We start from the raw sequence: 26,528 nt of genomic DNA on the forward strand, positions 1-26,528 counted from the left end.
TGCCTTGCCCAAACGTCAGCGTTGATGCACAGTTTCATCATCGGAACTTTGGCGGCGCCGACAGGCTGCCGTGCCACGCTTTGGGAGGACCGTGACATGCCATCCAAAACCGCAGATTCCACACCGCCAGACGACCTGACGCCCCAGCCACAGGACAGGGCCAACGTCAATACGATCACTGCTGACGATATCACGGCCTCTTTGAAGGCCGGGTTTTCCGACTTTCTGGCGCGCCCGGTCATGAGCGGCTTTTTTGGTCTGTTCTATGCGGTCTTCGGCATTCTACTGGTTTGGGTCATGGTCTGGCTGGGCAAGATCTGGATGATCATTCCGGCCATTGTCGGCTTTCCGTTGATTGCACCATTTGCAGCCGCCGGGCTGTATGAAATGTCACGCCGGTTGCAAAAGGGACAGGCGTTCGGGTGGTCCGACATCCTGACCGTCATGGCCCATCAGCGCAAACGCGAGATGGGCTGGATGGCCTTTGTCACCCTGTTCATTTTCTGGGTATGGGTTTATCAGGTTCGGCTGTGGCTGGCGATTATCCTGCAAAACGCCTCGTTCTCGGATTTGGACGGGTTTTTGAACATCGTCTTCTTTACCCCGCAGGGCTGGACGTTTCTGGCCGTTGGCACGGCCATAGGCGCATTCCTTTCCGCGGTCCTGTTCTCGGTCACTGTCGTCGCCATGCCCATGTTGCTGGATCGCGAGACCAACTTTGTCTCGGCCATGCTTACATCTATCCGCGTCGTCACCGAAAACCCTGTGGTCATGCTGAGTTGGGCGGCGATTATTTCGGTCACGATGCTGTTGTCACTAGTTCCGGCATTTCTGGGCCTGATCTTCACCTTGCCGATTCTGGGGCATACGACATGGCATCTCTACCAGCGGGCGGTGCCACCGGTAGAGGAGTGATTTGAATGTGAACCCTTCGGAAAAGGGTCAGCCGCCGACCGTGTTCATCGCTTGAACAAATTGCTCTGCGATTGCTTGTCCCGGTGATCTCCGCGCAACTCGGCGTGCAGCGCGCGACCGGCCTGAACGCCGGGGCGGGCGCTGACGGTTTCCAGCCAGCGGGTGAAATGAGGTTTGTCCTCCAGCACCTGTTGCTGACCTTCCCACAGGCTGGCCCAGCCCCAGATCGACATGTCTGCAATGGAGTAGAAATCGCCCGCGACATATTCATTCTCGGCCAGCCGCCGGTCGAGCACGCCGTAAAGCCGCCCAACTTCGGTGCGATAGCGATCCTTGGCATAGGGCAGGTCTTGTGGCGGATCCAGTTGCGGGGCGTACTTCAAAAAGTGGTGCGCCTGACCGGCCATGGGTCCGACCCCGCCCATTTGCCACATCAGCCATTCCTCAACGGCGATCCGGTCACGCTCGGTTTCGCCATAGAACCGCCCGGTCTTGCGGGCCAGATACATTAGGATAGCACCGCTTTCGAAGACCGAGATCGGCTCTCCATCCGGGCCGTCGGGGTCCACGATGGCAGGCATCCGGTTGTTGGGCGCGATTTTCAGGAATTCGGGATCGAACTGATCGCCCTTGCCGATATTGATCAGGTGGGTGGTGTAGGGCAGCCCCATCTCTTCCAGAGCGATAGACGCCTTCCACCCGTTTGGCGTAGGCCAGAAATACAGATCAATCATGGTCTCTCCTTCGGTTGACGGCGATCATGAAGGTTTCGGGCCATTGGGCAAGGGGGCAGGGGCAAACTGTTACGAAACCGTGACTGATTGCGCCTAAGGCTTGACGCCTTTGCATGCGCGGCGTAAGGGCAAGGCACCACGTGGCGATTTGTTACCGGATTGCGGGCCACGCTAAACAACACCGCTAAAAGGTCAGGATGAAAGACCCCTTTCGCTTGGCCGCGTCTGGGGTTTTTTGTTTGCCTCCAAAGAGGGGCCGAAAGGAATGACATGAGCGAGAATTGGAACAAACGCACACAGGCCGTCCATGGCGGCATCCGTCGTAGCCAATATAACGAAGTGTCCGAGGCGATCTTTCTGACGCAGGGCTTCGTTTACGAAAACGCCGAGCAGGCTGAGGCGCGGTTTATCGAGACCGGCCCGGATGAGTTCATCTATGCCCGCTATGGCAACCCGACCGTGTCCATGTTCGAACAGCGCATCGCAGCGCTGGAAGGGGGCGAGGACGCCTTTGCCACCGCATCCGGCATGGCGGCGGTGAACGCGGCACTGGTGTCGATGCTGAAGGCGGGCGACCATGTGGTTTCGGCCAAGGCTTTGTTCGGCTCTTGCCTCTATATCCTTGAAAACATTCTGACCCGTTACGGCGTTGAAGTGACCTTTGTCGACGGCACCGATCTGGACGCGTGGAAAGCGGCGATCCGCCCCGACACCAAAGCGGTTTTCTTCGAATCCATGTCGAACCCCACCCTTGAGGTGATCGACATCGAAGCGGTGGCCACGCTGGCCCATGCCGTCGGTGCAACCGTGATCGTGGACAATGTGTTCTCGACCCCAGTCTTTTCGCGCGCGATCCAGCAGGGCGCGGACGTGGTGGTCTATTCCGCAACCAAGCATATTGACGGGCAGGGCCGGGCTCTGGGTGGTGTGATCATCAGTACCAAAGAGTTCATCCGTGGCACCGTTGAACCCTATCTGAAACATACCGGCGGCGCGCTTAGCCCGTTCAACGCGTGGGTCATGCTCAAAGGGCTTGAGACGATGGCTCTGCGGGTGAATGCTCAGGCCGAGACGGCGCAGATCATTGCCGAGGCGTTGGAGGGCCATCCCGCGCTGGAACGCACCTTGTATCCGGGGCTGAAAACCCATGCCCAAAATGCGTTGGTGCAATCTCAGCTGGGCGGCAAGGGCGGTACGGTTCTGTCCCTGGACATCAAGGGCGGGAAAGCAGCGGCTTTTGCTTTCCTCAACGCGATGACGATCCCGGTGATCTCGAACAATCTGGGCGACGCCAAGTCGATCGCGACGCATCCGGCAACAACGACCCATCAACGCCTGAGCGATGCGCAGAAAGACGAGTTGGGCATTGCACCCGGCTTGATCCGGTTCTCAGTCGGGTTGGAAGATGCTAGCGACCTGCTTGCCGATATTAAACGCGCATTGGACGTTTCTCAGCAGTAAACGTCGCGTCAACGGTGCTACAAACAGGCTCAAAGAGATGTGTGTGGGGTGGTAAATCGCTCATCCCGCACCAAAAATCGATCCGGACTGTGTTTTCCGGCGTATACGGTTAAACTGGAAAACACGCCCAAGCTGTATATAGTCCGGCGGCGAACCCCGAGGAACCCCAAGCGATGAACGTGCATCCCCGTGACATTGACGACGCCCCCGACCATGACGAGGCCGCTGCGGCGCTGAAAGTTCTGCGCAAATGGGCGGTATCCGCGACCGACGCCGAGATCAGTCAGCTTGATCCGGCAATCGCGCGCCTTGTGCCGGGTCAGGAGACGTCCAACTATCCGTCTTTGTCGCGCGACTACCCCGAGGACTTCAAGGCCGATGAGGCCTATCGCGCCACGCTGCCCGATCTGCAAAACGGTCCGTCCAGCTTGATCCGGGGAGCGAAGCAGCAAATTCAGCATGTGGGTATCTCGAATTTCCGCCTGCCGATCCGGTTTCACCGCAAGGATGGCGAAGACCTGACGCTTGAGACCTCGGTCACGGGCTCGGTCAGCCTTGAGGCCGAGAAGAAGGGCATCAACATGTCCCGTATCATGCGGTCCTTTTACAAACACGCCGAGCGCACGTTCAGCTTCGAAGTCATGGAAGCCGCGCTGGATGATTATATGACCGATCTGGACAGCTTTGACGCGCGTATACAGATGCGGTTTTCCTATCCCGACAAGGTGAAAAGCCTGCGCTCGGGGCTGGAAGGCTATCAGTATTACGACATCGCGCTGGAGCTGGTGGAACAGAACGGCGTGCGCCAGAAGATCATGCATCTGGACTATGTCTACTCTTCGACTTGTCCCTGTTCGCTTGAGCTGAGCGAACATGCTCGTTCAACACGTGGCCAGTTGGCGACGCCGCATTCACAGCGGTCGGTGGCGCGGATTTCGGTAGTGGTAGATTGCGCCGCCGATTGCCTTTGGTTCGAGGACCTGATCGCGTTGTGCCGTCGTGCCGTGCCCACGGAAACACAAGTGATGGTTAAACGCGAGGACGAGCAAGCCTTTGCCGAGCTGAACGCCGCAAACCCGATCTTTGTCGAAGATGCTGCGCGCCTGTTCTGCGCCGAACTTCTGGCCGACCACCACGTGGGTGATTTTCGCATAGTGGCCAGTCATCAGGAAAGCCTACACAGCCACGACGCTGTATCAGTTCTGACCGAAGGGCCGACCTTTGTGTCATCCAGCCTTGACCCAAGGCTGTTCTCGACTCTGTTCCATGTCGGCTGAACGCGCAAAGTCTCAGGATTAACCTTACGGCACGTTTTTGCCGCATCGCAGCAAAAAATGCTGCACTCGCACGGTCTTTGAAGTAGACTGATGTGGAATGCAGCCGTGGTTAGACCGTTGGTCAATGGGAAAGCCACTCTGAAGGAAGCTGAAACGTGCAACGCTTGATCCTGCGTGACATCGTTTCCCGCCCGTTATCCCAAGGCGGGCAGGGCCTCTTTTTCTCAAGCGTGCTGCGTTACTTTCAGAGGAGAGACTACGTATGAATCCGATTACCCAGCCCTTGGAATTTCAGGCTGCCGCAATCCGCATGGCAGGCTACGCGGTGAGCAACCAGATGAAAATCATGCAGATTCTGGCTTGCTCGGCGATGGAGTTGCCATTTTTTCAGGTGCAGGCACTGCACGCCTCATCCGCTGCGCCCGCGCCTGTTGCACCGAAACCTGCAGCGCCGGCCAAGCCGAAACCGGTAGCCCGTGCTGCCAAGGCGAAAACGCCGCCGGCGGCTAAAGCCAAACCTGCGGTCAAAGCGAAACCGGCAGCGAAGCCAGTCGCCGAATCACCTAAACCGGCAGCCGTGAAATCCACACCGGCCAAAGCAGTGGCTGCCAAACCGGCCAACAAACCGCACATAGCCAAACCAGTGGCGAAAAAACCAGCTGCGGCCAAACCAGCGGCAGTTAAATCGCCCATCGTAGCCAAGCCTGCGGCTGCAAAGCCGGTAGCTGCCGCCGTTGCGGCGAAGCCTGAGGTCAAGGCTGCGCCGAAACCGGCAGCGGTCCCTGCTGCATCCAAGCCAGTGACCGCAAAAGCTGCGCCGAAACCGGCCGCTCCTAAGCCTTCGGCGGTAAAACCCGCAGTTGCAAAAACGGCAAAGGTCAAGGCAGAGGCACCCAAACCAGCCGCACCCAAGGCGCAACCTGCCAAACCCGCAGCACCCAAGGCCGAAGCCGCGAAACCCGCAGCACCCAAAGTCGAAGCCGTGAAACCTGCAGCCCCCAAGGCAGAGGTTGCGGCACCAACCCGCCGAACCCGTGCGCCATCGAAGCCGCCCGCAATGCCCAACGCGACCAACAAAACGCAAAAGTAAATCGGGGCATCCGCTTGACACAGTCGTGCAGGCGCGCCAACGCTGCGCCTCATGACGGATATACGCCCGGTTGGATATGTGATTGGCCTGCTGGTCGCCATTCTTGGGGCGACCATGATTCTGCCTATGCTTGCGGACCTGATCGAAGGGCGCGACGAATGGCATGTGTTCCTTGAAAGCGGGATCATCACCGTCCTGACCGGCGTCATTCTGGCAATGAGCTGCTCGAACGGGGTGGGCGAAGGTCTGACGATCCGTCAGACCTTTTTGCTGACCACCGGGGTTTGGGTCGCTCTGCCGTTTTTCGGCGCGATCCCGTTTTTGATCGGCGCAACAGAACTGCGCTTTGTCGACGCTTATTTCGAGGCGATGTCCGGTCTGACGACCACCGGTTCGACCGTGATTTCCGGGTTGGATGAGCTGCCGCAGGGCCTGTTGCTGTGGCGCGGAGTGCTGCAATGGTTGGGCGGGATCGGGATCATCGTCGTCGCTATGGTGTTTCTGCCCGAGCTTCGGGTGGGCGGGATGCAGATCTTTCGCTCGGAAGGGTTTGAAACTATGGGGAAAATTCTACCCCGCGCGCAAGAGATCGCGGGCCAGATTTCTCTGATCTACGTCTTTCTGACCTTCGTCTGTGTGCTGGTATATGCCGGCTTTGGCATGAGCTTTTTCGACGCCGTCGTCCACGCCATGACCACAATCGCGACTGGAGGGTTCTCGAATTACGACGCCTCGTTCGGGACGTTCTCGGGGCCGACGGAATATGCCGCCTCGGTGTTCATGATTTTGGCGGCGCTTCCTTTCGTGCGCTATGTGCAACTGGCAAATGGCAACACCAGTTCGCTGTGGAAAGACAGCCAGATCCGTGCCTTCCTGGCCACGATCCTTCTGCTAGTCGCGATAATGACCGTCTTTCTGCTAACCGTCTTTCCGCATCACTGGGAACAAGCGTTCCGGGAATCTCTGTTCAACATCACCTCGATCATCTCGGGCACAGGCTATGCCAGCGTGAACTACATGACCTGGGGCAGTTTCCCGGTCATGGTTTTCTTCCTGATCGGCCTGATCGGTGGCTGTGCGGGCTCGACCGCCTGTTCGATCAAGGTGTTCCGCTACCAGCTTTTGTTTGCCTCGATCAAAACCCAAATACGCCGCATCCGCTCGCCCCATGGGGTGTTCATGCCTTTGTATGATGGACGGCCGATAAGTACGGATGTTCTGACCTCGGTGATGAGCTTTTTCATGTTCTTTGTGCTGTCAATGGGCGTTCTGGCCTGGGCTCTGGCGCTGACGGGTCTGGACTTTATCACCTCGGTCTCGGGCGCGGCGACGGCGTTGGCCAATGTAGGGCCGGGGCTTGGTGATCAGATCGGTCCGGCAGGCAATTTCGCGGGGCTGAGCGATACCGCCAAGTGGTTGCTGTCCATCGGGATGCTGGTCGGGCGGCTTGAGCTTCTGGCCGTTTACGCCCTGTTCACCGTTCAATTCTGGAGAAACTGATGAAAAGACCCCTCGGCGCGCAAATCTCGCATATGCTTCGGGATCGCGGTGTGGATGTGATTTTCGGCATCCCCGGCGTGCATAATCAGGAAATGTACCGGGGGATCGAAGAGGCGGGCATCACCCATGTTCTGGCTCGGCACGAACAAGGGGCCGGGTTCATGGCCGACGGCTATGCGCGGGCAACTGGTAAGCCGGGGGTGGCCTATGTGATTACCGGGCCGGGCCTGTGCAACATCATGACACCTATGGGGCAGGGATATTCGGATTCGGTGCCGATTCTGGTTCTGTCCTCATGTCTGGACGAGACCGAGGCGTCAAAGGGCCAGTTGCACCAGATGAAGGACCAGCGCGGGGCCGCCGGTACGGTTGCTGATTGGTCTGTGCAGGCAAATTCGGCCCAAGCCGCTTACGGGCTGGTCGAGCGCGCCTTTGAGGAATTCGAACTGTCGCGCCCGCGTCCCAAGCATATTCAGGTGCCGATCAAACAGCTCCAGGCCGAAGTAGATCCGGCCCCGTTTCCCAATCAGCCGGGGCTGCGCACCAAGGCCGCGCCGCCGGATGTCGCGCCCGTTCTGTCGATGCTGAACATCGCCCGCAGGCCCTTGTTCATCCTGGGGGGCGGGGCGCGGTCCAACCTGTGGCGGCAGATCCTGACCCAACTGGGGGCGGCCTGTTTCACCACCTATGCGGGGCGCGGTATGGCCGGGTTGAACTATGCGTTGGATTTTGGTTCCTACCTGCCCAGGCCGGGCAGCGCGGAAGTTATCGACTCGGCCGATCTGGTTGTGGTCGTTGGATCGGAGCTGGGTGAAGTTGACCTGTGGCGCGATGATCTGGGGCATTCCGGAAATCTGGTGCGGGTCGATCTGGACCCGGCTGTACTGTCCGACCGCCACCGGGCAGCGGTCAAATTGCAGGTGGATGGAGAAAGCTTCGCCCATGCGCTTTGGGCGGCGATCGACCATGTGAAACCGGCAACTGGCTGGACCGAGGACGAAGTGGCGCAAGCCCGCGCGAAATGGCGGGTCGAGGTGGACGCCGAACGCCCCGGCATCGTCCCCGTGCTGGACGCGCTGCGCGAAGCGATGCCGGCCGAGACCATGATCTATTCGGACATGACCCAGCTAGCCTATGTCGGCAAAGAGGTCTGGGACATGACCTTCCCCTACCACTGGCATCACCCGACCGGGTTCGGCACGCTGGGTTACGCTCTACCCGCCGGGATCGGCGGTGCGGTTGCACGGCGCGGAAAACCGACGGCGGTGATGGCCGGGGATTACGGGTTTCACTACACAATGGCCGAGCTGGGTGTCGCGGTCGAGTTGGGCTTGTCTCTGCCCATCATTCTCTGGGACAACGCCAAGCTGAAAGAGATCGAGGACAGCATGGTCCGGGGTCAGATCGCACCCAACGCCGTGGTCGCGCGCAACCCCGATTTCTGCAAACTCGCCGAAGCGTTTGGCGCTCTGTCCGCAAACCCCTCTAGCCTGGAGGAGATGCAGCAGACGGTTCGGGGGGCATTCTCGGCGCCGGGTCCGACGCTGATACGGGTGACGCCCGACATCCTGACATAAGAAAAGCGCTGCATGGGTTTTGCGGCGCTTTTTTGTTTTGGATTAAGTGCTTACTCCCAGCAGTGAACCAGTACAGTCATACCTGTAGCGCGACGGTTCAGTTCGTTGGGCGACACCTGACCGGTGGATTGACCGGCCTGACCGACAACGCCCGCCTTATCAAGGATTTCACCCAGACGCGCCGCGGTTGCGGCCAAACTGACCGAGGCGGGCAGGGTTCGGCCGTCCGCGGGCGTCGGCAATAGCATCCCCACAACCTGACCGCTGGTGTCAAAAATCGGGCCACCTGCGTCGCCGGGTTGTGCGGCCAGCGCCAGACGTTTCACGCCCTCTTCACCGTTCAGCCCGCGCACATCGGCGATCTGGCCATAGGTCAGCGTCGGTGCGCCCAACGCGCCTTCGTAGGAGAACCCGGACACGGCGACCTCGGTCTGAATGCGCGGAGTAGCGGCGTTGAACTCGGCAACATTCAGCGGGGCGAGGGTGGTTTTGGGACGCAGGACGGCGACTCCAAGATCCACATCGGTCCAGGCGACCTGAAGTTCCTGATCACCGTCCAGCGTCAGACGGGTGCACATGTCGGTGGCCTCGGTCACAGTCAAAATCGTACCGTTGGCGTCCGCGAAAAAGCCCGAACGCGACAGACGGGGTTTGCGCAGCTGCAGGCCCGAGATCAGGTCAATGCGCTGCTCAGCCTCGGCCCCGGCGCTGGCATCCAGAACGGCGTCATTGGTGGCAAAACTGGCCTTCATTCCCGCCAGCACACGGGCGCGGCGGGCCTCATCCCCGTCGGGCCATACAAGGGTAAAGCCCTTGATCTGGCCGTCTTGCAGCTGGGCTTCGGTATAAGACACGATGCCATTGCCGCGCCCTTCGAGCGTAAAACGGTCACCGCGCAACTGACGAGGGCCGTCCAGCGGCACGATCTCGAGCGATTGCATGACCTCGTAAAGCGCGCGCAGGGTGTTCTTGTCGCCTTCCTGACTGATCAGCAGTGCCTTGGCATTCAGGTCAGAGATACTGTTGAAATGGGCAAACGGGGCCTCATACCGGTCAAAGGCAACAGCGCTAAGCGGCAGGTCCAGATCAATCCCCGCCTGCGGGTCGGAATGGCGGGCCATCCCGACGCTGATCAGAGGGGCGTTGTAGTCGTCCATCAAGGTGGTGCGTTGCGCGGTGGTTAGAACTCCGGTGGCCTCGAACCCGTTGAAGCGCTGCCAATCCGCCATCGAACGACGGGTGCCTTGCCCGAAAGCTCCATCAATGGTCGAATTGTAGAACCCGGCGGCCTGAAGGGCGGTTTGCAACGCGCGTCGATCCTGCGCGCTGAGCAGCCGTTCGGATTGTAGCGCCTGCGCGCGGGTTTCATCTGATGTCTGCGGCGTCAGCCCAGTTGCAGGTTGTTCCGGCGCAGCGGTTGTCGGAGGTTCCACTGCGGCGCGGTCTTGGCTGGTGCTCGAAACAGGCCAGAACTGCGGTCCAAAACTGTTGGAAAACGCGATGTAACTGTCGGAGGGGATTTGGCCTTCAGCGCGATAAACCCTCAGAACTTGCTCGGCATCAGCGCGTAAATACGGTCCGATAACAATGGCGTACCAGCCAGAGTTCAAGCGAAACCCATTCACGTCTGGTAGAAGGGACGCATAGGCCTGCGCGCGCTCTTGGGCTTGGCTCAGGGATGGCCGTGCCTCGACCTGAACCCAGACGCCTGCCTCTTGCTGGGCGAAAACGGCGCGGGTGCCGAAGAGGAAAAGAAATAGAATTGCTGTAAATATGCGTGTCATTGTCTGCCCGTGTCCGCAATTTTTATCTGGGTGGCAGAGTACGCCAAGTGCAGGGTTGAACACCATGCCCAGATTGCGGGGAATTTGCAGTGTGGCGACGCAGTGACAGGCCGGACGCACTGGCCCGTTGACGCCCCTTGGCCCCTTGCATAGGAAGGGCAAAACCCATCGTTACCGGCGCAGCGGCGCCCAAAGGGAATGTCATGACCGAACAGTCCAGCGCACCTCGTTCTTTTCAGGAGATTATCCTGCGGCTTCAGTCCTATTGGGCCTCGAAAGGCTGCGCGATCCTGCAGCCCTATGACATGGAGGTCGGTGCGGGCACATTCCACCCGGCGACGACTTTGCGCGCCCTGGGGTCCAAGGCATGGGCTGCTGCCTATGTGCAACCCTCGCGCCGCCCGACCGACGGGCGATATGGTGAGAACCCCAACCGATTGCAGCACTACTACCAATATCAGGTGTTGATCAAACCCAGCCCACCGGACCTGCAAGAGCTGTATCTGGGTTCGCTTGAAGCGATCGGTATCGACATGGAGCTGCACGATATCAGGTTCGTCGAGGATGACTGGGAAAGTCCCACTCTGGGCGCATGGGGTCTGGGCTGGGAGGTTTGGTGCGACGGTATGGAAGTCAGCCAGTTCACCTATTTCCAGCAGGTCGGCGGCCACGACTGTACACCCGTTTCGGGCGAACTGACCTATGGGCTGGAACGTCTGGCCATGTATGTGCTGGGTATCGACCATGTGATGGACATGCCCTTCAACGACCCTCAATCGCCCAGCCCGTTGAAATATGGCGATATCTTCAAACAGACCGAGGAAGAATACGCCCGCTGGAATTTTGACGTGGCCAATACCGAGGTCCTGCTGCGCCACTTTGAAGAGGCCGAGGCGGAATGCGCCACTATTCTGGCGCAAGAGCATGATGATCCAAAGACCGGCAAGCGCATCGTGATGGCGCATCCGGCTTATGATCAGTGCATCAAGGCCAGCCATATCTTCAACCTGCTGGATGCGCGTGGGGTGATTTCAGTCACCGAACGGCAGGCCTATATCGGGCGGGTGCGTGCCCTGGCCAAACAATGCGCAGATGCGTTTGTCATGACCGAGGCTGCCGGGTACGAGGCTTGATGGCCAGATCACGCCAATCCGGGCAGCAACACCTTCAGGCCGTCGGCGATCATGCTTATGGCGATGGCCGAAAGGATCATGCCCATGAAGCGGCTCATAATAACGCGCGCGTTTGCGGACAAGCGTTTGGCCAGCGCCGATGCGTTCCAGAAGGTGACGAACAGCAACAGCAGGACGACCAGAAATACGCCTGCATAAAGCATCGCATCCACTGGTTTGGTGATGTGATGAGCATAGAGGATCAAAGTCGTGATCGTGCCCGGACCGACCAGAATGGGAAAGGCCAGCGGATAGAATGCAACGGTGTCGGGTTCGGGATAGGATTGCTTTTCATCCTCGGTACCGTGATGGGTGGTGCTTTGATTGCCGCTCAGCATGTTGAGGCCGATCATCAGGACGACCAGTCCTCCCGCAACGCGCAGGTCATCGACCGAAATGCCAAACAACCCCAACGCCTGATTGCCGATGGCCGCAAAAGCCCCCCCCAGGATCAGGCAATAGATCGTCACTTTCGCCGCCACCTTACGCTGATCGGTCGAGGACAACCCTTCGGTCACGCTGAGGAAAACGGGCAAGTTGGTGATCGGGTTCATGATCGCAAACAAAGCGCCGAAGAATCCGACGGTAAGGGTGGAGTCCATTCGATAAGCCTCGTATCAACCTGTTACGTGCCGGACCCTGTCCGATTTCATGCGCATTTGAAAGAGGCTGCGTGACCAATGACCGGAAAACTGCTTGCTCTTCTGTTGCTTGGCTCGGCCGTTTTGGCCGGGGCAGGGATGTACTACCTTCAGGTTTACGGGTTTTACTATTCGGTCGATCCGCAGCCGGGACGCGATGTCCAGCTGGTGGCTGTGACGTCTGAAAAAGCGGAGCCAATTGCTTACTCGGGGTTTCAGGCGATTGATGCCGACAGCTCTCCGATCCGGTATCGGGCCTGCTTTGAAACCGAACTGACCCAGGAAGATCTGGCCGCTTTCATTCTGGTGGACAATGCTGAGCCACTGACCGCGCCAGGGTGGTTCGACTGTTATGATGCCGCGACGATTGCGGATGCACTGAAATCGGGACAGGCGCAGGCTTTCATGGGGCAAAAGAACATCCACTATGGCGTGGACCGGATCGTTGCCGTGACGCAGGACGGCAAAGGCTATGTCTGGCATGCGCTGAACAATTGCGGCGAAAAAGCTTATGACGGAACCGTGGTGGGCGAAGAGTGCCCGCCGCGCCCGCAGGAGTAGCGAAATGATCGAAGAGATGCTGCAAATCCCGGATTTCCTGACGGCCACAATGGGGTTTGCTGTCTATCTGATCGGGGCCGAGATCAACGCCCGTGTAGCAGCGCTACGGCAATTCAACATCCCTGAACCCGTAACCGGAGGGTTGCTGGCCTCGGTCTTTCTGCTGGGGCTTTATCTGCTTTTCGGGATTGAGATGACTTTTGGTCTGGCCGCGCGGGATTTCCTGCTGGTGGTGTTCTTTGCAGGGATCGGTTTGAATGCCCGGCTGTCGGATTTGATCGCGGGTGGGAAGCCGTTGCTTTTGCTTCTGATTCTGACACTTGTGACGATTGTTTTGCAAAATGGCGTGGGCGCTGTTGGGGCAGTGCTTTTTAGCTATCCGGCGCAGGCCGGGGTGCTGTTCGGCTCGGCCGCGCTGATCGGCGGGCACGGCACAGCAATCGCCTGGGCCCCCGAAGTGGGTGCGGTAACTGGATTAGAGGGCGCGACCGAACTGGGGGTGGCCGTTGCAACCTTGGGCCTTGTATTGGCGGCTCTAGTCGGCGGCCCCATCGCGCGTTATCTGATCGAGGGCCGGAACCTGACACCTGAACGACCGGACGAAGAGCACACCGTCGGCCTACCCGAAAACCCCTCCGAGGCTGCCTCAAAGGTGGATCACCTGACCATCATGCGGGTGATGCTGTATCTGAACATCGCAATTGTTGCCGGGTATTTGCTTCATCAGGCCATCAGCGCGGCGGGGTTGAAGCTGCCGCTTTTCGTGCCTTGCTTGATCATGGGGATTGTAATTGCCAATCTGCGTTCTGCGCTTTTCCCCAAGGCTCCGCCAGTTGCTCGAACGCCCTCGCTGGCGCTTATTTCCGAGTTCTCGCTAGGCGCGTTTCTGGCCATGTCACTCATGAGTTTGCAGCTGTGGACCATTGCCGAGTTGGGACTGGCTATCATTGTGATTTTGGCAGCGCAGACACTTATGGCCGTGGCTTTTGTTATCTGGGTATTGTTCCCGGTGATGGGCGGCAGCTACCGCGCTGCTGTCTTGTCAGCGGGGTTCGGCGGGTTCGCCCTTGGGGCCACTCCGACCGCTATCGCGAATATGACCGCTGTTACCAAGCGATATGGCCCGTCGCCTATTGCCTTTATCGTGCTGCCCCTTGTATCCGCGTTCTTTGTGGATATTGCCAATGCCATCGTCATCCAGACGATCGTGAACTTCTAAGGACCGACCATGCCCGACCTGCTGATCGAACTGTTTTCCGAGGAAATCCCCGCACGGATGCAAGCCCGTGCCGGTGAGGATCTGAAAAAGCGGATTACCGATGGTCTGGTCGAGGCCGGTCTGACCTATGCCGGGGCCGCAGCGCTGACCACGCCGCGCCGCCTGACTCTGGCGGTTGAGGGGCTGCTGGCGGAAAGCCCAACCATCCGCGAAGAACGCAAGGGCCCAAAGGTCGCCGCCCCGGACAAAGCCATCGAAGGCTTCCTGCGCGGTGCGGGTCTGACCCGTGATCAGCTGGAAGAACGCGACACCCCCAAGGGCGCGGTTTATTTCGCCACCATCGAAAAAGCCGGTCGCCCGGCAGCCGAGATCGTGGCCGAAGTGCTTGAGGCCACCATCCGCAATTTCCCATGGCCCAAGTCGATGCGCTGGGGCAGCGGCCCGCTGCGCTGGGTACGCCCTTTACACTCGATCCTGTGCATCCTGTCGGATGAGGCGGGCGCGCAGGTCGTGCCGCTTGAGGTCGAGGGGATCAAATCCGGGGATACCACGGGGGGGCACCGTTTCATGGCTCCGGATCGGTTCTCGGTCACGTCTTTCGAAGACTATGCCGCCAAACTTAAACGCGCCTTTGTGGACCTGAACCCTGCGGACCGGGCCGAGCATATCTGGAACGACGCGCAGAACATGGCCTTTGCCGCCGGTTTGGAAGTGGTCGATGACAAGGGCCTGCTGGCTGAGGTTGCCGGTCTGGTCGAATGGCCGGTGGTTCTGATGGGTAAGATCGATGACGAATTTCTGGACCTGCCCCCTGAGGTTCTGCAGACCTCGATGAAAGAACATCAGAAGTTCTTTTCGGTGAAGAACCCCAAGACCGGTCGGATTGAACAGTTCATAACCGTCGCCAACCGCGAGACCGCTGACAATGGCGCGACTATTCTGGCAGGGAACCAAAAGGTGCTGTCCGCCCGGCTGGCGGATGCGAAGTTCTTCTGGGAGAACGACCTGCGCATCGTCAAGTCCGACGGGTTCGAACCTTGGGTCGAGAAACTGAATGCGGTGACGTTCCATGCCGAACTGGGCTCGCAGGGCGAGCGGGTTCTGCGCATCGCCGCGCTGGCGCATGAACTGGCCGGGGCAACGGGTGCGACGCCCGCACTGGCGATGATGGCCGCACAGTCGTGTAAGGCCGATCTGTCATCCGAGATGGTGTTCGAATTTCCCGAATTGCAGGGCTTGATGGGCCGCTACTACGCTCAGGCTGCCGAATTGCCAGCCGAGGTGGGGCAGGCCAGTCAGGAGCATTACTCGCCGCTTGGCCCGTCGGATGATGTGCCGACCGCGTCGGTCTCGGTGGCGGTGGCGCTGGCCGACAAGCTGGACACGCTGACGGGGTTCTGGGCGATTGACGAAAAGCCGACGGGCTCGAAAGACCCGTTTGCGCTGCGCCGTGCGGCGCTTGGGGTGATCCGGTTGATCCTGACCAACGATCTGCGCCTGTCATTGAATGATACCTTCACGTCGGCATTGGGAAGCCTGCTGAAACTGCCCGAATGGCAGGCAGCCCTGCTAGAGGCCAAGGCGAAACAAGCCAAGGCCGAGGATGCTGAGGCCGCCGCGCAAGAGGTTCATGGGCTGGCTCATCAGGTCGAAGCCGCGACAGCGATCGTCAGCAATGCTCCGGCGGACCTGCTGTCCTTCTTCCACGACCGCCTCAAGGTGTTCCTGCGAGACGAGGGCATCCGCCACGACATCATCGACGCCTGTATCGCGATGGACGGCAATGATGACCTCAACCTGTTGGTCAAACGCGCTCGTGCTCTGAACGCGGTGATCGCGACCGAGGATGGCGAGAACCTTGTTCAGGGCTTCAAACGCGCCAACAACATCCTCACACAGGCCGAGGAAAAGGACGGGGTCGAGTATTCCTACGGTGCGGATGTGAAATTCGCCGAGACCGACAGCGAAAAGGCGCTGTTTGCGGCGCTTGATAACGCGCAAGGTAAGATCGAAGCCGCGCAGAAGGCCGAGGATTTCCCCGCAGCCATGACCGCTATGGCCGCACTGCGCGGTCCGGTGGATGCCTTCTTCGAGGATGTTCAGGTCAATACCGACAATGACATCCTGCGGCGCAACCGCCTGAACCTGCTCAGCCAAATCCGGCAGGTCTGCGCGCGCGTCGCGGACCTCAGCAAGATCGAGGGCTGATCCAGATCGCCCTTGCGCCATTGGTGCAGGGGCTTATGCTGCGGGCAAACAAAAGGTGCCGCAGTGCAGAATAACCCGCATACTACATTAATTACGCCCACAGCGCCCGTGACCGCTTCGTCGCACGGGGGGCGTGCGAAGTGCCTGCAACGGCTTGTGCGTCTGGATATGCCGGTTCCGCGCACTGTGGCTCTGTCTTTTGATGCGGTGCAGAACATTGCGCAGGGCCAAGTTCCTGATATCGACGCTATTCTGGAGCAGTTCGCGCAGACGGATCTGTTGTGTGTCCGTCCCAGCTCTGAAGACCCCGATTGGGGTGGTCCCGGCGCAATTCTGAATATCGGGATGAACGACGCGCGCTATGTGGACCTGTCGGATTCGATGGGCGTCGAGGCTGCGGCAGCTTTGTACCTGCGTTTTGTCCAAAGCTACGCGATCCACGTGGCACGTCTGGACGCGGATGTTTTTGACGAGATCGACGCGGATGGGCGCGAAGGTCTGCAACAATCCTTGCGCGCCTACGAAGACGAGACGGATGAAAGCTTTCCGCAGGACCGGGGCGAGCAATTGGTTGCGGTTTTGCGCTCGATGGCGCGGGCGTGGGATGGCACTTCGGCGCGGTTGCTGCGGCAGGCCAAAGGTGCGCCCGCGGATGCCGGGCTGGGCCTTGTGATTCAAGAGATGATACCCGGTGTCGGTCAGGGAGAATGCGGGTCGGGCGTGTTGCAACTTATTGATCCGACAACAGGAATGCCGCAGATCACCGGTCGCTATCTGAGCCAGAGCCAGGGCCGCGATGCGCTGGGGGAAGGGGTGGCCGCGCTCTATCTTGAAAAGGACCCGCGCGGGAAATCTCTCGAAGAGGTTGCGCCTGACGCGTTTGCTGACCTGAAGGCACATGCCGCGCAGATGCGAGCCAAGCTACGCGAGGAGATGCAGGTCGAGTTCGTGATCGAAAACGGTCATGTCCATATTCTGGACGGTGTGCGGGTGCAACGCAGCGCTCGGGCGGCGGTCCGGATTGCCGTGCGTCTAGCCGAAGACGGCATCATACCGCCGCAAGAGGCCGTGATGCGAGTCGATCCGCATTCGCTGAACGAGTTGTTGCACCGTCAGGTTCACCCAGACGCGCAGCGCGACGTCCTGACTACCGGGATTGCCGCCAGTCCGGGTGCTGCTACCGGCAAGATCGTGTTCACAGCCGCCGAGGCACAGGCCAGCGCCGCACGGGGTGAACCCTGTATTCTGGTCCGCCGCGAAACCGCGCCGGAGGATGTGCGCGGGATGCACGCAGCTGTTGCCGTGCTAACCGAGAAGGGCGGGATGACCAGCCACGCGGCGGTGATTGGCCGTGGTCTGGGTCTGCCCTGCATAGTCGGCGCGTCCGAGATGCGATTCCAGACCAAGAAGAAGCTGCTGACCGCACCGGATGGTCGGATGTTCAAAACCGGGGATGTTCTGACAATCGACGGTAGTTCGGGCCAGGTTCTGGCAGGGCAGCCCGCAATGCTTGAAGCCGCCCTGGACGATTGTTTTCAAACGCTTATGGGCTGGGCTGACGCGGAGCGTGACATTGCCATCCGCGCCAATGCCGACACACCTGCCGACGCACAGACTGCACGCAACTTTATGGCGCAGGGTATAGGACTGTGCCGGACTGAACACATGTTCTTTGATCCCGGTCGTCTGATCGTGATGCGCGAGATGATCTTCGCGCAAACCTCTTCGGGTCGCGCGGCGGTGCTGGAACGCCTTTTGCCGATGCAGCGCGAAGACTTTGTCGAACTGTTCCGCATTATGGAAGGCCAACCCGTCTGTATCCGCCTGTTCGACCCACCATTGCATGAGTTCCTGCCCACCACTCGCAGCGGTCAGCGTGAGCTGGCCGAAGCGCTGGATCTGCCGGTGTCGGACGTTGAACGCCGGGTGGACGCAATGACCGAATATAACCCCATGTTGGGTTTGCGCGGCGTCCGTCTGGGCGTGACCGTGCCTGAGATTTACGACATGCAGGCCCGCGCCATCTTTGAGGCGACGCTTGAGGCCAGCAAGAACGGCGCACCAGTTGTGCCGGAGGTGATGATCCCTCTGGTTTCGGCCAAGCGCGAGGTAGAGCTCGTCAAATCGCGCATCGACACGGTTGCCGCCTCGGTCGCGGCTGAGCGCGGGCAAGAGTTTGAATATCGGCTGGGTGTCATGGTCGAAACCCCGCGTGCCTGTCTGCGCGCCGATGAGATTGCGCCGCAGACTGCGTTTCTGAGCTTCGGTACCAACGACCTGACCCAGATGACTTACGGCCTGTCGCGCGACGATGCCGGACGCTTTATGTCGGCCTATGTCCAGCAGGGTGTATTCGCCGAAGACCCATTCCACGTGTTGGACTCGGATGGCGTGGGAGAACTGCTGAAACTGGGCGCTGAGAGGGGGCGGCAAGTTAAACCGGACGTGACCCTATCGGTCTGTGGTGAACATGGCGGAAACCCCGAATCAATTGCCATCTGCCGTGCGCTTGGATTCGACTATGTCTCCTGTTCACCCTTCCGGGTCCCGGTCGCTCGGCTGGCTGCCGCTCAACTGGCGATTTCGTCCAGACTTGGGGGTTGACAGCGGCACAATCCGCTAGGATTAGTAGGAAACAAATCACACCGTCGTCATATATTTTTGACGTTACGGCGATTTTCCACTTGCTTTTTTCAGAAAACTGGACGTTTCCGATTCAATTCGGTATGAGCCTCGTCGCGCCCGCCGGGGGAGGGTATGGCGCCGAATGTGCCTGTGCGAGGTTATCTGAATGCTACGATACATACTGGCTGCTGCCACATTGGCGGCAACCGTGCTGCCAAGTGTTTCCGTCGCTGAGAGGGAAACCACTGATACTGCCAAGCGTGAACTTGTGACTCGGACTGAACTGCCCGGTCAAAACTTCCGCGAATACTTGAATTTGTTCAAGCCCCGAAAGGTACTTGAACAGCAGAAAATATCCTACTCCAAGGATTGGCTGGATGACCAGCCCGCCGCAACCGGGGATGAGCACTTCAAATGCCTGGCCGAGGCGCTTTACTTCGAAGCGCGTGGGGAAAGCGTGCGCGGTCAATTTGCCGTGGCTGAGGTCATCATGAACCGTGTGGACAGCAGCCGCTTTCCGGACACGCTGTGTGGGGTGATCAAGCAAGGGACCGGCAAGAAATACCAGTGCCAGTTCACTTATACTTGTGATGGCCGCAAGGAAGTGATCCGAGAGAAAAAAGCCTATGAGCGGGTGTCCAAAGTAGCCCGTGCCGCGATTGACGGCCTCAGCGATGCGCTGACCGAAGGGGCGACCCATTATCATACCAAGGCGGTGAAACCGTCCTGGGCGCGGGTCTACAAGGAAACGGCTCGGATTGGTGTGCATATTTTCTATCGCCACAATTATCGGACGGCTAGCAACTAACTGACGCACCCGCGCTGGAACCCTGATGGCGCGGGGCGTTGGATGATCTATGTTATGGGCCAGGAGGCCCATAATGCTGTTTAACCGTCGACAATTCCTGGGCGCGTCTGCTGCCCTATCTGCCTTTCCAAAAGTGGGCTTGGCTGCGTTTCCAGAATTAGTGGCGCGCGAAGCGGCGCAACAGATTGCGCCGGTGGAATTCCCGAAAACACCGGTTTGGGGCTTTGGCGGAACCGTACCGGGTACAGAAATCCGCGTACCGCAAGGCGGGCGCGTGCAGCGCAGGGTGTCGAATGCTCTGCCTCAGGCCACGTCGGTGCATTGGCACGGCATTCGAATTGACAATGCGATGGACGGTGTGCCGGGTCTGACGCAGGATGTCATCGAGTCCGGGGGCGCGTTCGACTATGACTTTGCTGTCCCTGATGCCGGAACCTATTGGTATCACTCACACAATCGCACGGTTGAACAGGTGGCCCGTGGCCTTTATGGCCCGCTGATCGTCGAAGAGCCTGACGCGCCAGACGTCGATCGGGATCTGACGTTGATGCTGGATGACTGGCGGCTGGACCCGGAAACCGGGCAGATAACGGATGATTTCGACAATGGACATGACCTCAGCCATGCCGGGCGGCTGGGTAATATCATTACCGTAAATGGTCAGTTGGATCCCTCGTATCAGGTGGGTGCGGCCGAGCGGCTGCGCCTGCGTTTGATCAACGCCTCGAATGCTCGGATATTCGATCTGGGTATAGACGGGCTGACCGGCTGGATCGTGGCGCTGGACGGAATGCCGTTGGAGACCCCGCTGGAGATTACCGACACCTTCCCGCTGGGGCCGGCGCAACGGGCAGACATGATCGTTGACGTGCGCGCCTTGGCCTCAGAAACCGCCAGCCTTGTCAGCTTTGAGCGTGACGGTGGTTTCGGCCTGGTCCGCTTTGACGTGTCGGGTGCGGGCAGAGCGGTGCGATCCGGCATCGCGGCGCTGCCGCCCAATCCTCTGCCGGCGATATCCACGGATAGTGCACCACTGCATCGGATGGAGATGCAGGGCGGCGCGATGCGTTGGCTCAGCTCGGCCAAGTTGGGCGAAACCGAGCTGACGGGGCAGGAACTGGCCCAACTTGGGCGGTTTTGGGCGTTGAACGGATATGCTGAACGCCCCAAGGACCCGTTTCTGGACACCCGACTGGGGGAAACCCACCAGATCGAGTTTGCCAACCAGACGGCGTTTCCCCATGCGATGCACATGCATGGCCATCATTTCCGTATCATCTTGTCGGATGGCAGCCTTGGTCCGTGGCGCGACACCGTCCTGCTGGGGCGGGGGCAAACCCGACAGGTCGCTCTGGTTGCGGATAATCCGGGCAGTTGGCTGTTGCATTGTCACATGTTGGGCCATGCCGCATCGGGGATGATGAGCTGGTTTCGCGTCACCTGACGACGCATTCGACGACTGGAAAGGCGTTTGTTGCGGTGCTATACGCGCCCGCAATGTCTAATTTGGGCAGATCAGTCCCAATGCCCGAGAAGGTCCGTCTTATGAGTTCTGAAATCCGCCTCGCCTTTGCGCACCCTTCGGAACGGTCCGAAGCGATGGCCGCCGGAGAGCCTTTGGATCGAATCTCGCTGAGGGATCACATTGTTGAGGTCGAGATCGGTGCCTTTCAGGCCGAACGTGGGACCACCCAGCGCATCTGCTTCAACATTGTGGTCGAGGTGCGGCCTTTGACCGATGCGATTGATGACGATGTTGACCGCATTCTGTCCTATGACCGCGTGACCGAGGCGATTGCCTTTGAACTGGCTGCCGAGCGGTTGAACCTGCTGGAAACATTGGCAGAGCGTGTTGCCGAGCGTATTTTGCTTGAACCGCAGGCTGTAAAAGCTTTTGTTCGAATTGAAAAACTGGATCGCGGGCCTGGCGCACTGGGGGTCGAGATTGTGCGTGGCAAGGATGCTGTGCACCACGACGTGGTCGAGGAAGAACGTCCCCATCCACGTCTTGTCTTCCTTTCGAACGAGGCGATTGCCTCGGGCAATCTAACCGGTTGGATCGACCAGCTTGAGAACCGGCAACGCCCGCTTATCCTGTGCGTTGGAAGTGCAGACTTGGCTGTTCCCCAGACGGGTCATGCGATGACCCAGCGTCGGATCGACCTTTTGGCGATCGAACAAAATGCCTGGGTTCTGGCCGCGCGGGATCACCGCTGCGTTGTTGTCTCGACCCGGACCGAGCTGGATTGGGCGATGAAGAACGGGCAGATTTGCGTTTGGGCCCCGTCCAAGATCGTGCTGGATGCGGTTGATGGTCCCTCGGCCGCGCCGTCGGACGCAGTGGCGCTGGCGGCCTGGTTTGCGGCCACATTTGAAGCCAGCGAGATGATGGTTATTGGAGGCGCACTGCCAGACGACCCTAAAACACCATTGCGCGCTGTCTCTGTGGATCAGGCGCAACTGTGACCACCTACTACAGACCTTTGGTTCAGAACGGCGCTCGGCGTCCTGAAGGGGCCGTGACTTTGGCCGGACAGGCGCTGTGGTTTACCCATGTGGAACGCTTGAGACGGACGGAAAACGCCTCTGTTGTCGCAGTGCAGGACGTGCCTGATGAGATTCTGGCCATCCTTTCGCGTCCCCGCGCGCCCATTGCAGGGCTGGATATGAACTGCCCGCACATCATGGGCATCTTGAATGCAACGCCGGACAGTTTCTCGGACGGTGGGGTGCACAATTCGGTGCAAACTGCCTGGGACGCGGCGGAGCAAATGGTTGGGCAAGATGCGACGATCCTGGATATCGGCGGCGAATCCACCCGACCCGGAGCCGCGTTTGTCCCAGAGGACGAAGAGATCGCCCGGACCAAACCCCTGATCCAAGCGATCTGCGAGCGGACCAAAGCGCTGATTTCGATCGACACGCGCAAAGCCAGCGTCGCAAAGGCGGCGTGGCAGGCGGGGGCTGGCCTGATCAACGATGTCTCGGGCTTTACTTTCGATCCAGACTTGGCCCCGTTCTGCGCAGAAGTTGGGGCACCGGTCTGCGTCATGCATATGCAGGGCGACCCGACCAACATGCAGGACGATCCCAGATATAATGACGTGCTGCTGGACGTGTATGACTTCTTGAACGATCAGGTGCAGTATCTGGAGGCCCTTGGTCTGAACCGCAACCAGATCATTGTCGATCCGGGTATCGGTTTTGGCAAGTCCGTGGACCACAACGCAACTCTGTTGCGCAATCTCAGCCTGTTTCACGGGTTGGGATGCCCAATCCTATTGGGTGTGTCGCGCAAGGGGTTCATCGGGCGGATCGGCAAAGAGACGCGCAAGGACGCCCGCGCGCCCGGTTCGATTGCGGTTGGGCTGGCTGGTCTGGCACAAGGGGTACAGATCCTGCGGGTTCACGACGTGGCTGAGACCGCTCAGGCCTTGCGTCTGTGGGCTGCCGTCCGGTAATCCGGTCGCAGGCAAGAAACGACGGAGAGAGACCAATGCGCAAGCTGTTCGGAACCGACGGGGTGCGGGGCACTGCCAATACCCATCCGATCACGGCTGAGATGGCCCTGCGCATGGGAGCGGCCGTAGGCCGGTATTTCCGCCGCGATCAATCCGGTGCGCACCGCGTGGTCATTGGTAAAGATACGCGCCTGTCCGGTTACATGTTGGAAAACGCGCTGACGGCGGGGCTGACCTCGACCGGGATGAACGTGCTGTTGCTGGGGCCGGTGCCCACGCCCGCGGTTGGATTGATGACGCGGTCCATGCGGGCGGATCTGGGCGTGATGATCTCGGCCAGCCATAACCCGGCCGAGGATAACGGCATCAAGTTCTTTGGCCCGGACGGGTTCAAACTATCGGATCAGGCTGAGATTGAGATCGAGCGTCTGATCGAAGAGGGTGTCAAACCCGCGCAAGCGCAAAATATTGGCCGCGCACGCCGGGTGGACGATGCGCGGTTCCGTTATGGTGAGCGGGTCAAATCCTCGCTGTCGCGCGATCTTCGGCTGGATGGGTTGAAGGTGGTGGTTGATTGCGCCAACGGGGCCGCCCACCGCACCGCGCCCGAGGTTCTTTGGGAGTTGGGGGCCGAGGTCATCCCGGTTGGCGTCACGCCAAACGGTAAAAACATCAACTTGAATTGCGGCTCGACCAAACCTCAACTCGCGGCTGAGACGGTTGTGGCCCATGGTGCCGATGTAGGCATCTGTCTGGATGGCGATGCGGATCGGGTCGTTATGGTCGATGAACACGGGCAGGTTGCGGATGGCGACCAGTTGATGGCTCTGCTGGCCGGGAGCTGGGCCGAGGCTGACCGCCTTAAAGGCGGTGCTTTGGTGGCGACAGTTATGTCCAATCTGGGGTTGGAACGGCATTTGAACGCGCTTGGGTTGCGGTTGGAACGGACGGCGGTTGGAGACCGCTATGTCGTCGAACGGATGCGCGAAGGCGGGTTTAATCTGGGCGGCGAACAATCTGGTCATATCGTCATGAGCGACTATGCCACCACTGGTGACGGGTTGATGGCGGGGCTGCATTTTCTGGCCGAGATGGTGCATTCGGGCCGCAAAGCCTCGGAACTGGCGGTGCAGTTTGAAACCGTACCGCAATTACTTAAGAATGTGCGATACGGCGAAGGTCAAACGCCGCTTGATACTGCGAACGTCAAAGCGGCCATCGCCGATGCCGAGGCGCGTCTGAACGGGCAGGGGCGCTTGCTGATCCGCAAATCGGGGACCGAGCCACTGATCCGCGTCATGGCCGAATGCGAGGACGATGTGCTGTTGACCCAAGTCGTTGATGGCATCGTCGCCGAGGTCGAGGCTGTCGCCGGTTAACGCCCAATCAGCATACGACGCAGGCTGAACCACTGGCTGATCGCTAAACCGGTCAGGATCATGGCCAGCGCGATGAAGAACCTCAGCGGCAACGCCTCGGACAGAATCCATGCGCCAAAGACCATCGACCAGATGGGCACCTGATAGTTGACCAGCGTCAGGAATACCGACCCCGCGCTGCGGATGATGGACACGCGCAATAGGGTGGCGAAGGCGGTGGGTAAAAGGCCAAGCGCAATGATTGCCAGACCGGGTCGCATGCCCTGCCACTGCGGGATGCCCTCGGTCAGCAGCATGACGGGCAGCAACAGAACCGCCCCCACCATCAGCGACAATGCCGCCAACGCGACCGGATCAATCGGTGGGCAACGTCGGGTGAAGATCGATGCGCAGGAATAACAGAGAGCCGCTCCGATACAGGCCAGTTGCGCCAGCGGTTCCGTGCCTTGTCCGATCTGCGTTAGACCTGGGCCGATCAGCACCAATGCCCCAGAAAAACCCAGCGATACGCCCAGAAATCTGCGTAGATTCAACGGCTCGTCCGAGAAGAAATGTGCCAGCGGTAGTACCATTAGTGGAATCGCTGCCATCGACAGCCCCGCAAAGGCCGAAGGCACATATTGCTGCCCCCAGCTCAGCAACAGAAAGGGCAACGCGGTCGATAGTAGGCCGATGATGGCAATGAAGGACCACAGCTTGGCATCGCCCGCAGGCAATTTGCGACCGGTCACGGCCATCATTCCCAGCAAGGTCAGCGCCCCCAAGGTGGTCCGCGCGGTTGCAACCGTGACCGGGCCATACCCTTCCAACGCCATAGCTACGACCATGAATGTGCCGCCCCAGATAAGGCCCAGGGCGATGACGCCGCTCCAGTCGCGAGATGTGGGTTGATCGACCATGGCGAGGCTCCGATGGGGACAAAAAAGGCGACCCGAAGGCCGCCCTTTCGCGTGATCCAGACGGGATCAGTTCTTTTCTTTGTCGACCATTTTTCCGGCCGATATCCAGGGCATCATGGCGCGCAGCTTGGCACCGGTTTCCTCGATCATGTGCTCGTCATTGGCGCGGCGCGACGCTTTGATGGTCGGCTGGCCAACTGCGTTTTCCAGCATGAAGTCACGGACGAACTTGCCCTGCTGAATGTCACTCAGAACCTCTTTCATACGCGCTTTGGTCTCGTCGTATTTCAGAATGCGCGGGCCGGTGACGTACTGGCCGTACTCAGCCGTGTTCGAGATTGAGTAGTCCATGTTCGCGATGCCGCCTTCGTAGATCAGGTCCACGATCAGCTTCACTTCGTGCAGACACTCGAAATAGGCCATTTCGGGCGCATAACCGGCTTCGACCAGTGTTTCAAAGCCGCAGCGGATCAGCTCAACCAGACCGCCGCACAGAACGGCCTGCTCGCCGAACAGGTCGGTTTCACACTCTTCGCGGAAGTTGGTCTCGATGATGCCCGAACGACCGCCACCGATGGCCGAGCAATAGGACAGACCGATTTCCAGCGCCTTGCCGGTTTCGTCCTTGTCGACGGCCACCAGACAGGGCACGCCGCCGCCTTTGACGTATTCGCCGCGCACGGTGTGGCCGGGGCCTTTGGGGGCCATCATAATGACGTCGACGCCTTCTTTCGGCTCAATCAGGCCAAAGTGGACGTTCAGGCCGTGGGCAAACGCGATGGCCGCGCCGGGCTTGATGTTGTCATGCACGTATTTCTTGTAGGTTTCGGCCTGCAGTTCATCGGGCATGGTAAACATGATCAGGTCACACCAGGCGGCGGCTTCGGCGATACCCATTACGGTCAGACCTTCGGCTTCGGCTTTCTTGGCCGAGGCCGAGCCTTCGCGCAGCGCCACAACAAGGTTCTTCGCACCCGAGTCGCGCAGGTTCAGCGCGTGGGCGTGACCTTGCGAGCCATAGCCCAGGATTGCCACTTTCTTGTCTTTGATCAGGTTGATGTCGCAATCGCGATCGTAGTAGACGCGCATATCGCCGGTCCTTTCTGTTTTCGATTGAGGATTGTTCTACTGGCTCATGCTGGGGAAGGCGATGGTGTTTTCCTTGAATTATTCCAGCAACCGTGATAATTTATTCTCAATTTAGCTTTTCGGTGAAA

At 59.5% G+C, this 26,528-nt stretch carries 21 protein-coding genes and 1 riboswitch; of the genes, 15 read left to right on the top strand and 6 right to left on the bottom strand.

Annotated elements, in window-relative coordinates; translation table 11 throughout:
* The first annotated feature begins 96 nt into the window (after positions 1-96).
* A complete protein-coding gene (locus tag ACR0DB_RS06860) occupies positions 97-915 on the top strand; it encodes a DUF2189 domain-containing protein (RefSeq protein ID WP_480549683.1) in 819 nt (272 codons plus the stop codon).
* Between the two features lie 44 nt (positions 916-959).
* Here ACR0DB_RS06860 and ACR0DB_RS06865 read toward each other — a convergent pair whose 3' ends face one another.
* Positions 960-1,649: a glutathione S-transferase N-terminal domain-containing protein gene (locus ACR0DB_RS06865; RefSeq protein WP_170769395.1), complete on the bottom strand. Its 690-nt coding sequence runs from the start codon at positions 1,647-1,649 to the stop codon at positions 960-962.
* Between the two features lie 130 nt (positions 1,650-1,779).
* Positions 1,780-1,857, top strand: a riboswitch (SAM riboswitch).
* A gap of 62 nt (positions 1,858-1,919) precedes the next feature.
* On the opposite strand from ACR0DB_RS06865, the gene metZ reads away from it, so the two are divergent.
* Together metZ and folE2 are read left to right on the top strand one after the other, a co-directional pair.
* Entirely contained in the window at positions 1,920-3,110 is a 1,191-nt protein-coding gene (gene metZ / locus ACR0DB_RS06870) for an O-succinylhomoserine sulfhydrylase (protein ID WP_480549685.1), read from the top strand.
* A 173-nt stretch (positions 3,111-3,283) separates the two neighbouring features.
* A complete protein-coding gene (gene folE2, locus ACR0DB_RS06875; RefSeq protein ID WP_480549687.1) occupies positions 3,284-4,387 on the top strand; it encodes a GTP cyclohydrolase FolE2 in 1,104 nt (367 codons plus the stop codon).
* Positions 4,388-4,774: 387 nt separating this feature from the next.
* Here the strand turns inward: folE2 and ACR0DB_RS06880 are convergent, their stop codons facing one another.
* A complete protein-coding gene (locus tag ACR0DB_RS06880; protein ID WP_480549689.1) occupies positions 4,775-5,530 on the bottom strand; it encodes a hypothetical protein in 756 nt (251 codons plus the stop codon).
* On the opposite strand from ACR0DB_RS06880, the gene ACR0DB_RS06885 reads away from it, so the two are divergent.
* Together ACR0DB_RS06885 and ACR0DB_RS06890 are read left to right on the top strand one after the other, a co-directional pair.
* Complete coding sequence (locus ACR0DB_RS06885; RefSeq protein WP_480549691.1) at positions 5,529-6,977, top strand: TrkH family potassium uptake protein; 1,449 nt, start codon at positions 5,529-5,531, stop codon at positions 6,975-6,977. The two genes, ACR0DB_RS06880 and ACR0DB_RS06885, sit on opposite strands and share 2 nt — an antisense overlap.
* A complete protein-coding gene (locus ACR0DB_RS06890; RefSeq protein ID WP_480549693.1) occupies positions 6,977-8,554 on the top strand; it encodes a thiamine pyrophosphate-binding protein in 1,578 nt (525 codons plus the stop codon). Before ACR0DB_RS06885 ends, ACR0DB_RS06890 begins: the two co-directional genes overlap by 1 nt.
* Positions 8,555-8,604: 50 nt before the next feature.
* On the opposite strand, the gene ACR0DB_RS06895 is transcribed toward ACR0DB_RS06890, so the two are convergent.
* Complete coding sequence (locus tag ACR0DB_RS06895) at positions 8,605-10,338, bottom strand: serine protease (RefSeq protein WP_480549695.1); 1,734 nt, start codon at positions 10,336-10,338, stop codon at positions 8,605-8,607.
* A 203-nt stretch (positions 10,339-10,541) separates the two neighbouring features.
* Between ACR0DB_RS06895 and ACR0DB_RS06900 the strand changes: the two genes are divergently transcribed.
* Positions 10,542-11,471 (top strand): glycine--tRNA ligase subunit alpha, encoded by a 930-nt coding sequence (locus ACR0DB_RS06900; protein WP_170769402.1) that lies wholly within the window; start codon positions 10,542-10,544, stop codon positions 11,469-11,471.
* A gap of 8 nt (positions 11,472-11,479) precedes the next feature.
* On the opposite strand, the gene ACR0DB_RS06905 is transcribed toward ACR0DB_RS06900, so the two are convergent.
* Positions 11,480-12,112, bottom strand: a complete 633-nt coding sequence (locus ACR0DB_RS06905) for a MarC family protein (RefSeq protein WP_480549697.1) — start codon at positions 12,110-12,112, stop codon at positions 11,480-11,482.
* Positions 12,113-12,190: 78 nt separating this feature from the next.
* Between ACR0DB_RS06905 and ACR0DB_RS06910 the strand changes: the two genes are divergently transcribed.
* The 9 genes from ACR0DB_RS06910 (at position 12,191) to glmM (ending at position 24,412) form a co-directional block, all read left to right on the top strand.
* Positions 12,191-12,712 (top strand): DUF6446 family protein, encoded by a 522-nt coding sequence (locus ACR0DB_RS06910; protein ID WP_480549699.1) that lies wholly within the window; start codon positions 12,191-12,193, stop codon positions 12,710-12,712.
* Positions 12,713-12,716: 4 nt separating this feature from the next.
* Entirely contained in the window at positions 12,717-13,931 is a 1,215-nt protein-coding gene (gltS, locus tag ACR0DB_RS06915) for a sodium/glutamate symporter (RefSeq protein WP_480549700.1), read from the top strand.
* A gap of 9 nt (positions 13,932-13,940) precedes the next feature.
* On the top strand, positions 13,941-16,139 hold the full coding sequence (gene glyS / locus ACR0DB_RS06920) for a glycine--tRNA ligase subunit beta (protein WP_170769405.1): 2,199 nt from the start codon (positions 13,941-13,943) through the stop codon (positions 16,137-16,139).
* A gap of 108 nt (positions 16,140-16,247) precedes the next feature.
* Positions 16,248-18,743 carry a putative PEP-binding protein gene (locus ACR0DB_RS06925; RefSeq protein WP_331252071.1) on the top strand — a complete coding sequence of 832 codons (2,496 nt, stop codon included), beginning with the start codon at positions 16,248-16,250 and terminating at the stop codon, positions 18,741-18,743.
* A gap of 187 nt (positions 18,744-18,930) precedes the next feature.
* A complete protein-coding gene (locus ACR0DB_RS06930; protein WP_170769407.1) occupies positions 18,931-19,572 on the top strand; it encodes a cell wall hydrolase in 642 nt (213 codons plus the stop codon).
* Positions 19,573-19,645: 73 nt separating this feature from the next.
* Complete coding sequence (locus ACR0DB_RS06935; protein WP_480549702.1) at positions 19,646-21,016, top strand: multicopper oxidase family protein; 1,371 nt, start codon at positions 19,646-19,648, stop codon at positions 21,014-21,016.
* A 101-nt stretch (positions 21,017-21,117) separates the two neighbouring features.
* On the top strand, positions 21,118-22,038 hold the full coding sequence (locus tag ACR0DB_RS06940; protein WP_170769409.1) for a dihydroneopterin aldolase: 921 nt from the start codon (positions 21,118-21,120) through the stop codon (positions 22,036-22,038).
* A complete protein-coding gene (gene folP, locus ACR0DB_RS06945; protein WP_480549704.1) occupies positions 22,035-23,033 on the top strand; it encodes a dihydropteroate synthase in 999 nt (332 codons plus the stop codon). The genes ACR0DB_RS06940 and folP overlap by 4 nt, the downstream gene beginning before the upstream one ends.
* A gap of 35 nt (positions 23,034-23,068) precedes the next feature.
* Entirely contained in the window at positions 23,069-24,412 is a 1,344-nt protein-coding gene (gene glmM / locus ACR0DB_RS06950) for a phosphoglucosamine mutase (RefSeq protein WP_480549706.1), read from the top strand.
* Here glmM and ACR0DB_RS06955 read toward each other — a convergent pair.
* Complete coding sequence (locus tag ACR0DB_RS06955; protein ID WP_480549708.1) at positions 24,409-25,311, bottom strand: DMT family transporter; 903 nt, start codon at positions 25,309-25,311, stop codon at positions 24,409-24,411. The genes glmM and ACR0DB_RS06955 overlap by 4 nt on opposite strands.
* 66 nt (positions 25,312-25,377) lie before the next feature.
* Positions 25,378-26,400 carry a ketol-acid reductoisomerase gene (gene ilvC, locus ACR0DB_RS06960; protein WP_170769413.1) on the bottom strand — a complete coding sequence of 341 codons (1,023 nt, stop codon included), beginning with the start codon at positions 26,398-26,400 and terminating at the stop codon, positions 25,378-25,380.
* Between the last annotated feature and the right edge of the window lie 128 nt (positions 26,401-26,528).

It is taken from the genome of Ruegeria sp. AB6 (assembly GCF_056542685.1).

Coding starts and splice junctions, on each gene's coding strand:
- ACR0DB_RS06880 (WP_480549689.1), bottom strand. CDS start 5,530: ATGAGGCGCAGCGTTGGCGCGCCTGCACGACTGTGTCAAGCGGATGCC.
- glyS (WP_170769405.1), top strand. CDS start 13,941: ATGCCCGACCTGCTGATCGAACTGTTTTCCGAGGAAATCCCCGCACGG.
- ACR0DB_RS06935 (WP_480549702.1), top strand. CDS start 19,646: ATGCTGTTTAACCGTCGACAATTCCTGGGCGCGTCTGCTGCCCTATCT.
- ACR0DB_RS06930 (WP_170769407.1), top strand. CDS start 18,931: ATGCTACGATACATACTGGCTGCTGCCACATTGGCGGCAACCGTGCTG.
- ACR0DB_RS06860 (WP_480549683.1), top strand. CDS start 97: ATGCCATCCAAAACCGCAGATTCCACACCGCCAGACGACCTGACGCCC.
- ilvC (WP_170769413.1), bottom strand. CDS start 26,400: ATGCGCGTCTACTACGATCGCGATTGCGACATCAACCTGATCAAAGAC.
- ACR0DB_RS06885 (WP_480549691.1), top strand. CDS start 5,529: ATGACGGATATACGCCCGGTTGGATATGTGATTGGCCTGCTGGTCGCC.
- folE2 (WP_480549687.1), top strand. CDS start 3,284: ATGAACGTGCATCCCCGTGACATTGACGACGCCCCCGACCATGACGAG.
- ACR0DB_RS06900 (WP_170769402.1), top strand. CDS start 10,542: ATGACCGAACAGTCCAGCGCACCTCGTTCTTTTCAGGAGATTATCCTG.
- ACR0DB_RS06940 (WP_170769409.1), top strand. CDS start 21,118: ATGAGTTCTGAAATCCGCCTCGCCTTTGCGCACCCTTCGGAACGGTCC.
- ACR0DB_RS06955 (WP_480549708.1), bottom strand. CDS start 25,311: ATGGTCGATCAACCCACATCTCGCGACTGGAGCGGCGTCATCGCCCTG.
- ACR0DB_RS06865 (WP_170769395.1), bottom strand. CDS start 1,649: ATGATTGATCTGTATTTCTGGCCTACGCCAAACGGGTGGAAGGCGTCT.
- ACR0DB_RS06895 (WP_480549695.1), bottom strand. CDS start 10,338: ATGACACGCATATTTACAGCAATTCTATTTCTTTTCCTCTTCGGCACC.
- glmM (WP_480549706.1), top strand. CDS start 23,069: ATGCGCAAGCTGTTCGGAACCGACGGGGTGCGGGGCACTGCCAATACC.
- gltS (WP_480549700.1), top strand. CDS start 12,717: ATGATCGAAGAGATGCTGCAAATCCCGGATTTCCTGACGGCCACAATG.
- ACR0DB_RS06910 (WP_480549699.1), top strand. CDS start 12,191: ATGACCGGAAAACTGCTTGCTCTTCTGTTGCTTGGCTCGGCCGTTTTG.
- ACR0DB_RS06890 (WP_480549693.1), top strand. CDS start 6,977: ATGAAAAGACCCCTCGGCGCGCAAATCTCGCATATGCTTCGGGATCGC.
- metZ (WP_480549685.1), top strand. CDS start 1,920: ATGAGCGAGAATTGGAACAAACGCACACAGGCCGTCCATGGCGGCATC.
- ACR0DB_RS06905 (WP_480549697.1), bottom strand. CDS start 12,112: ATGGACTCCACCCTTACCGTCGGATTCTTCGGCGCTTTGTTTGCGATC.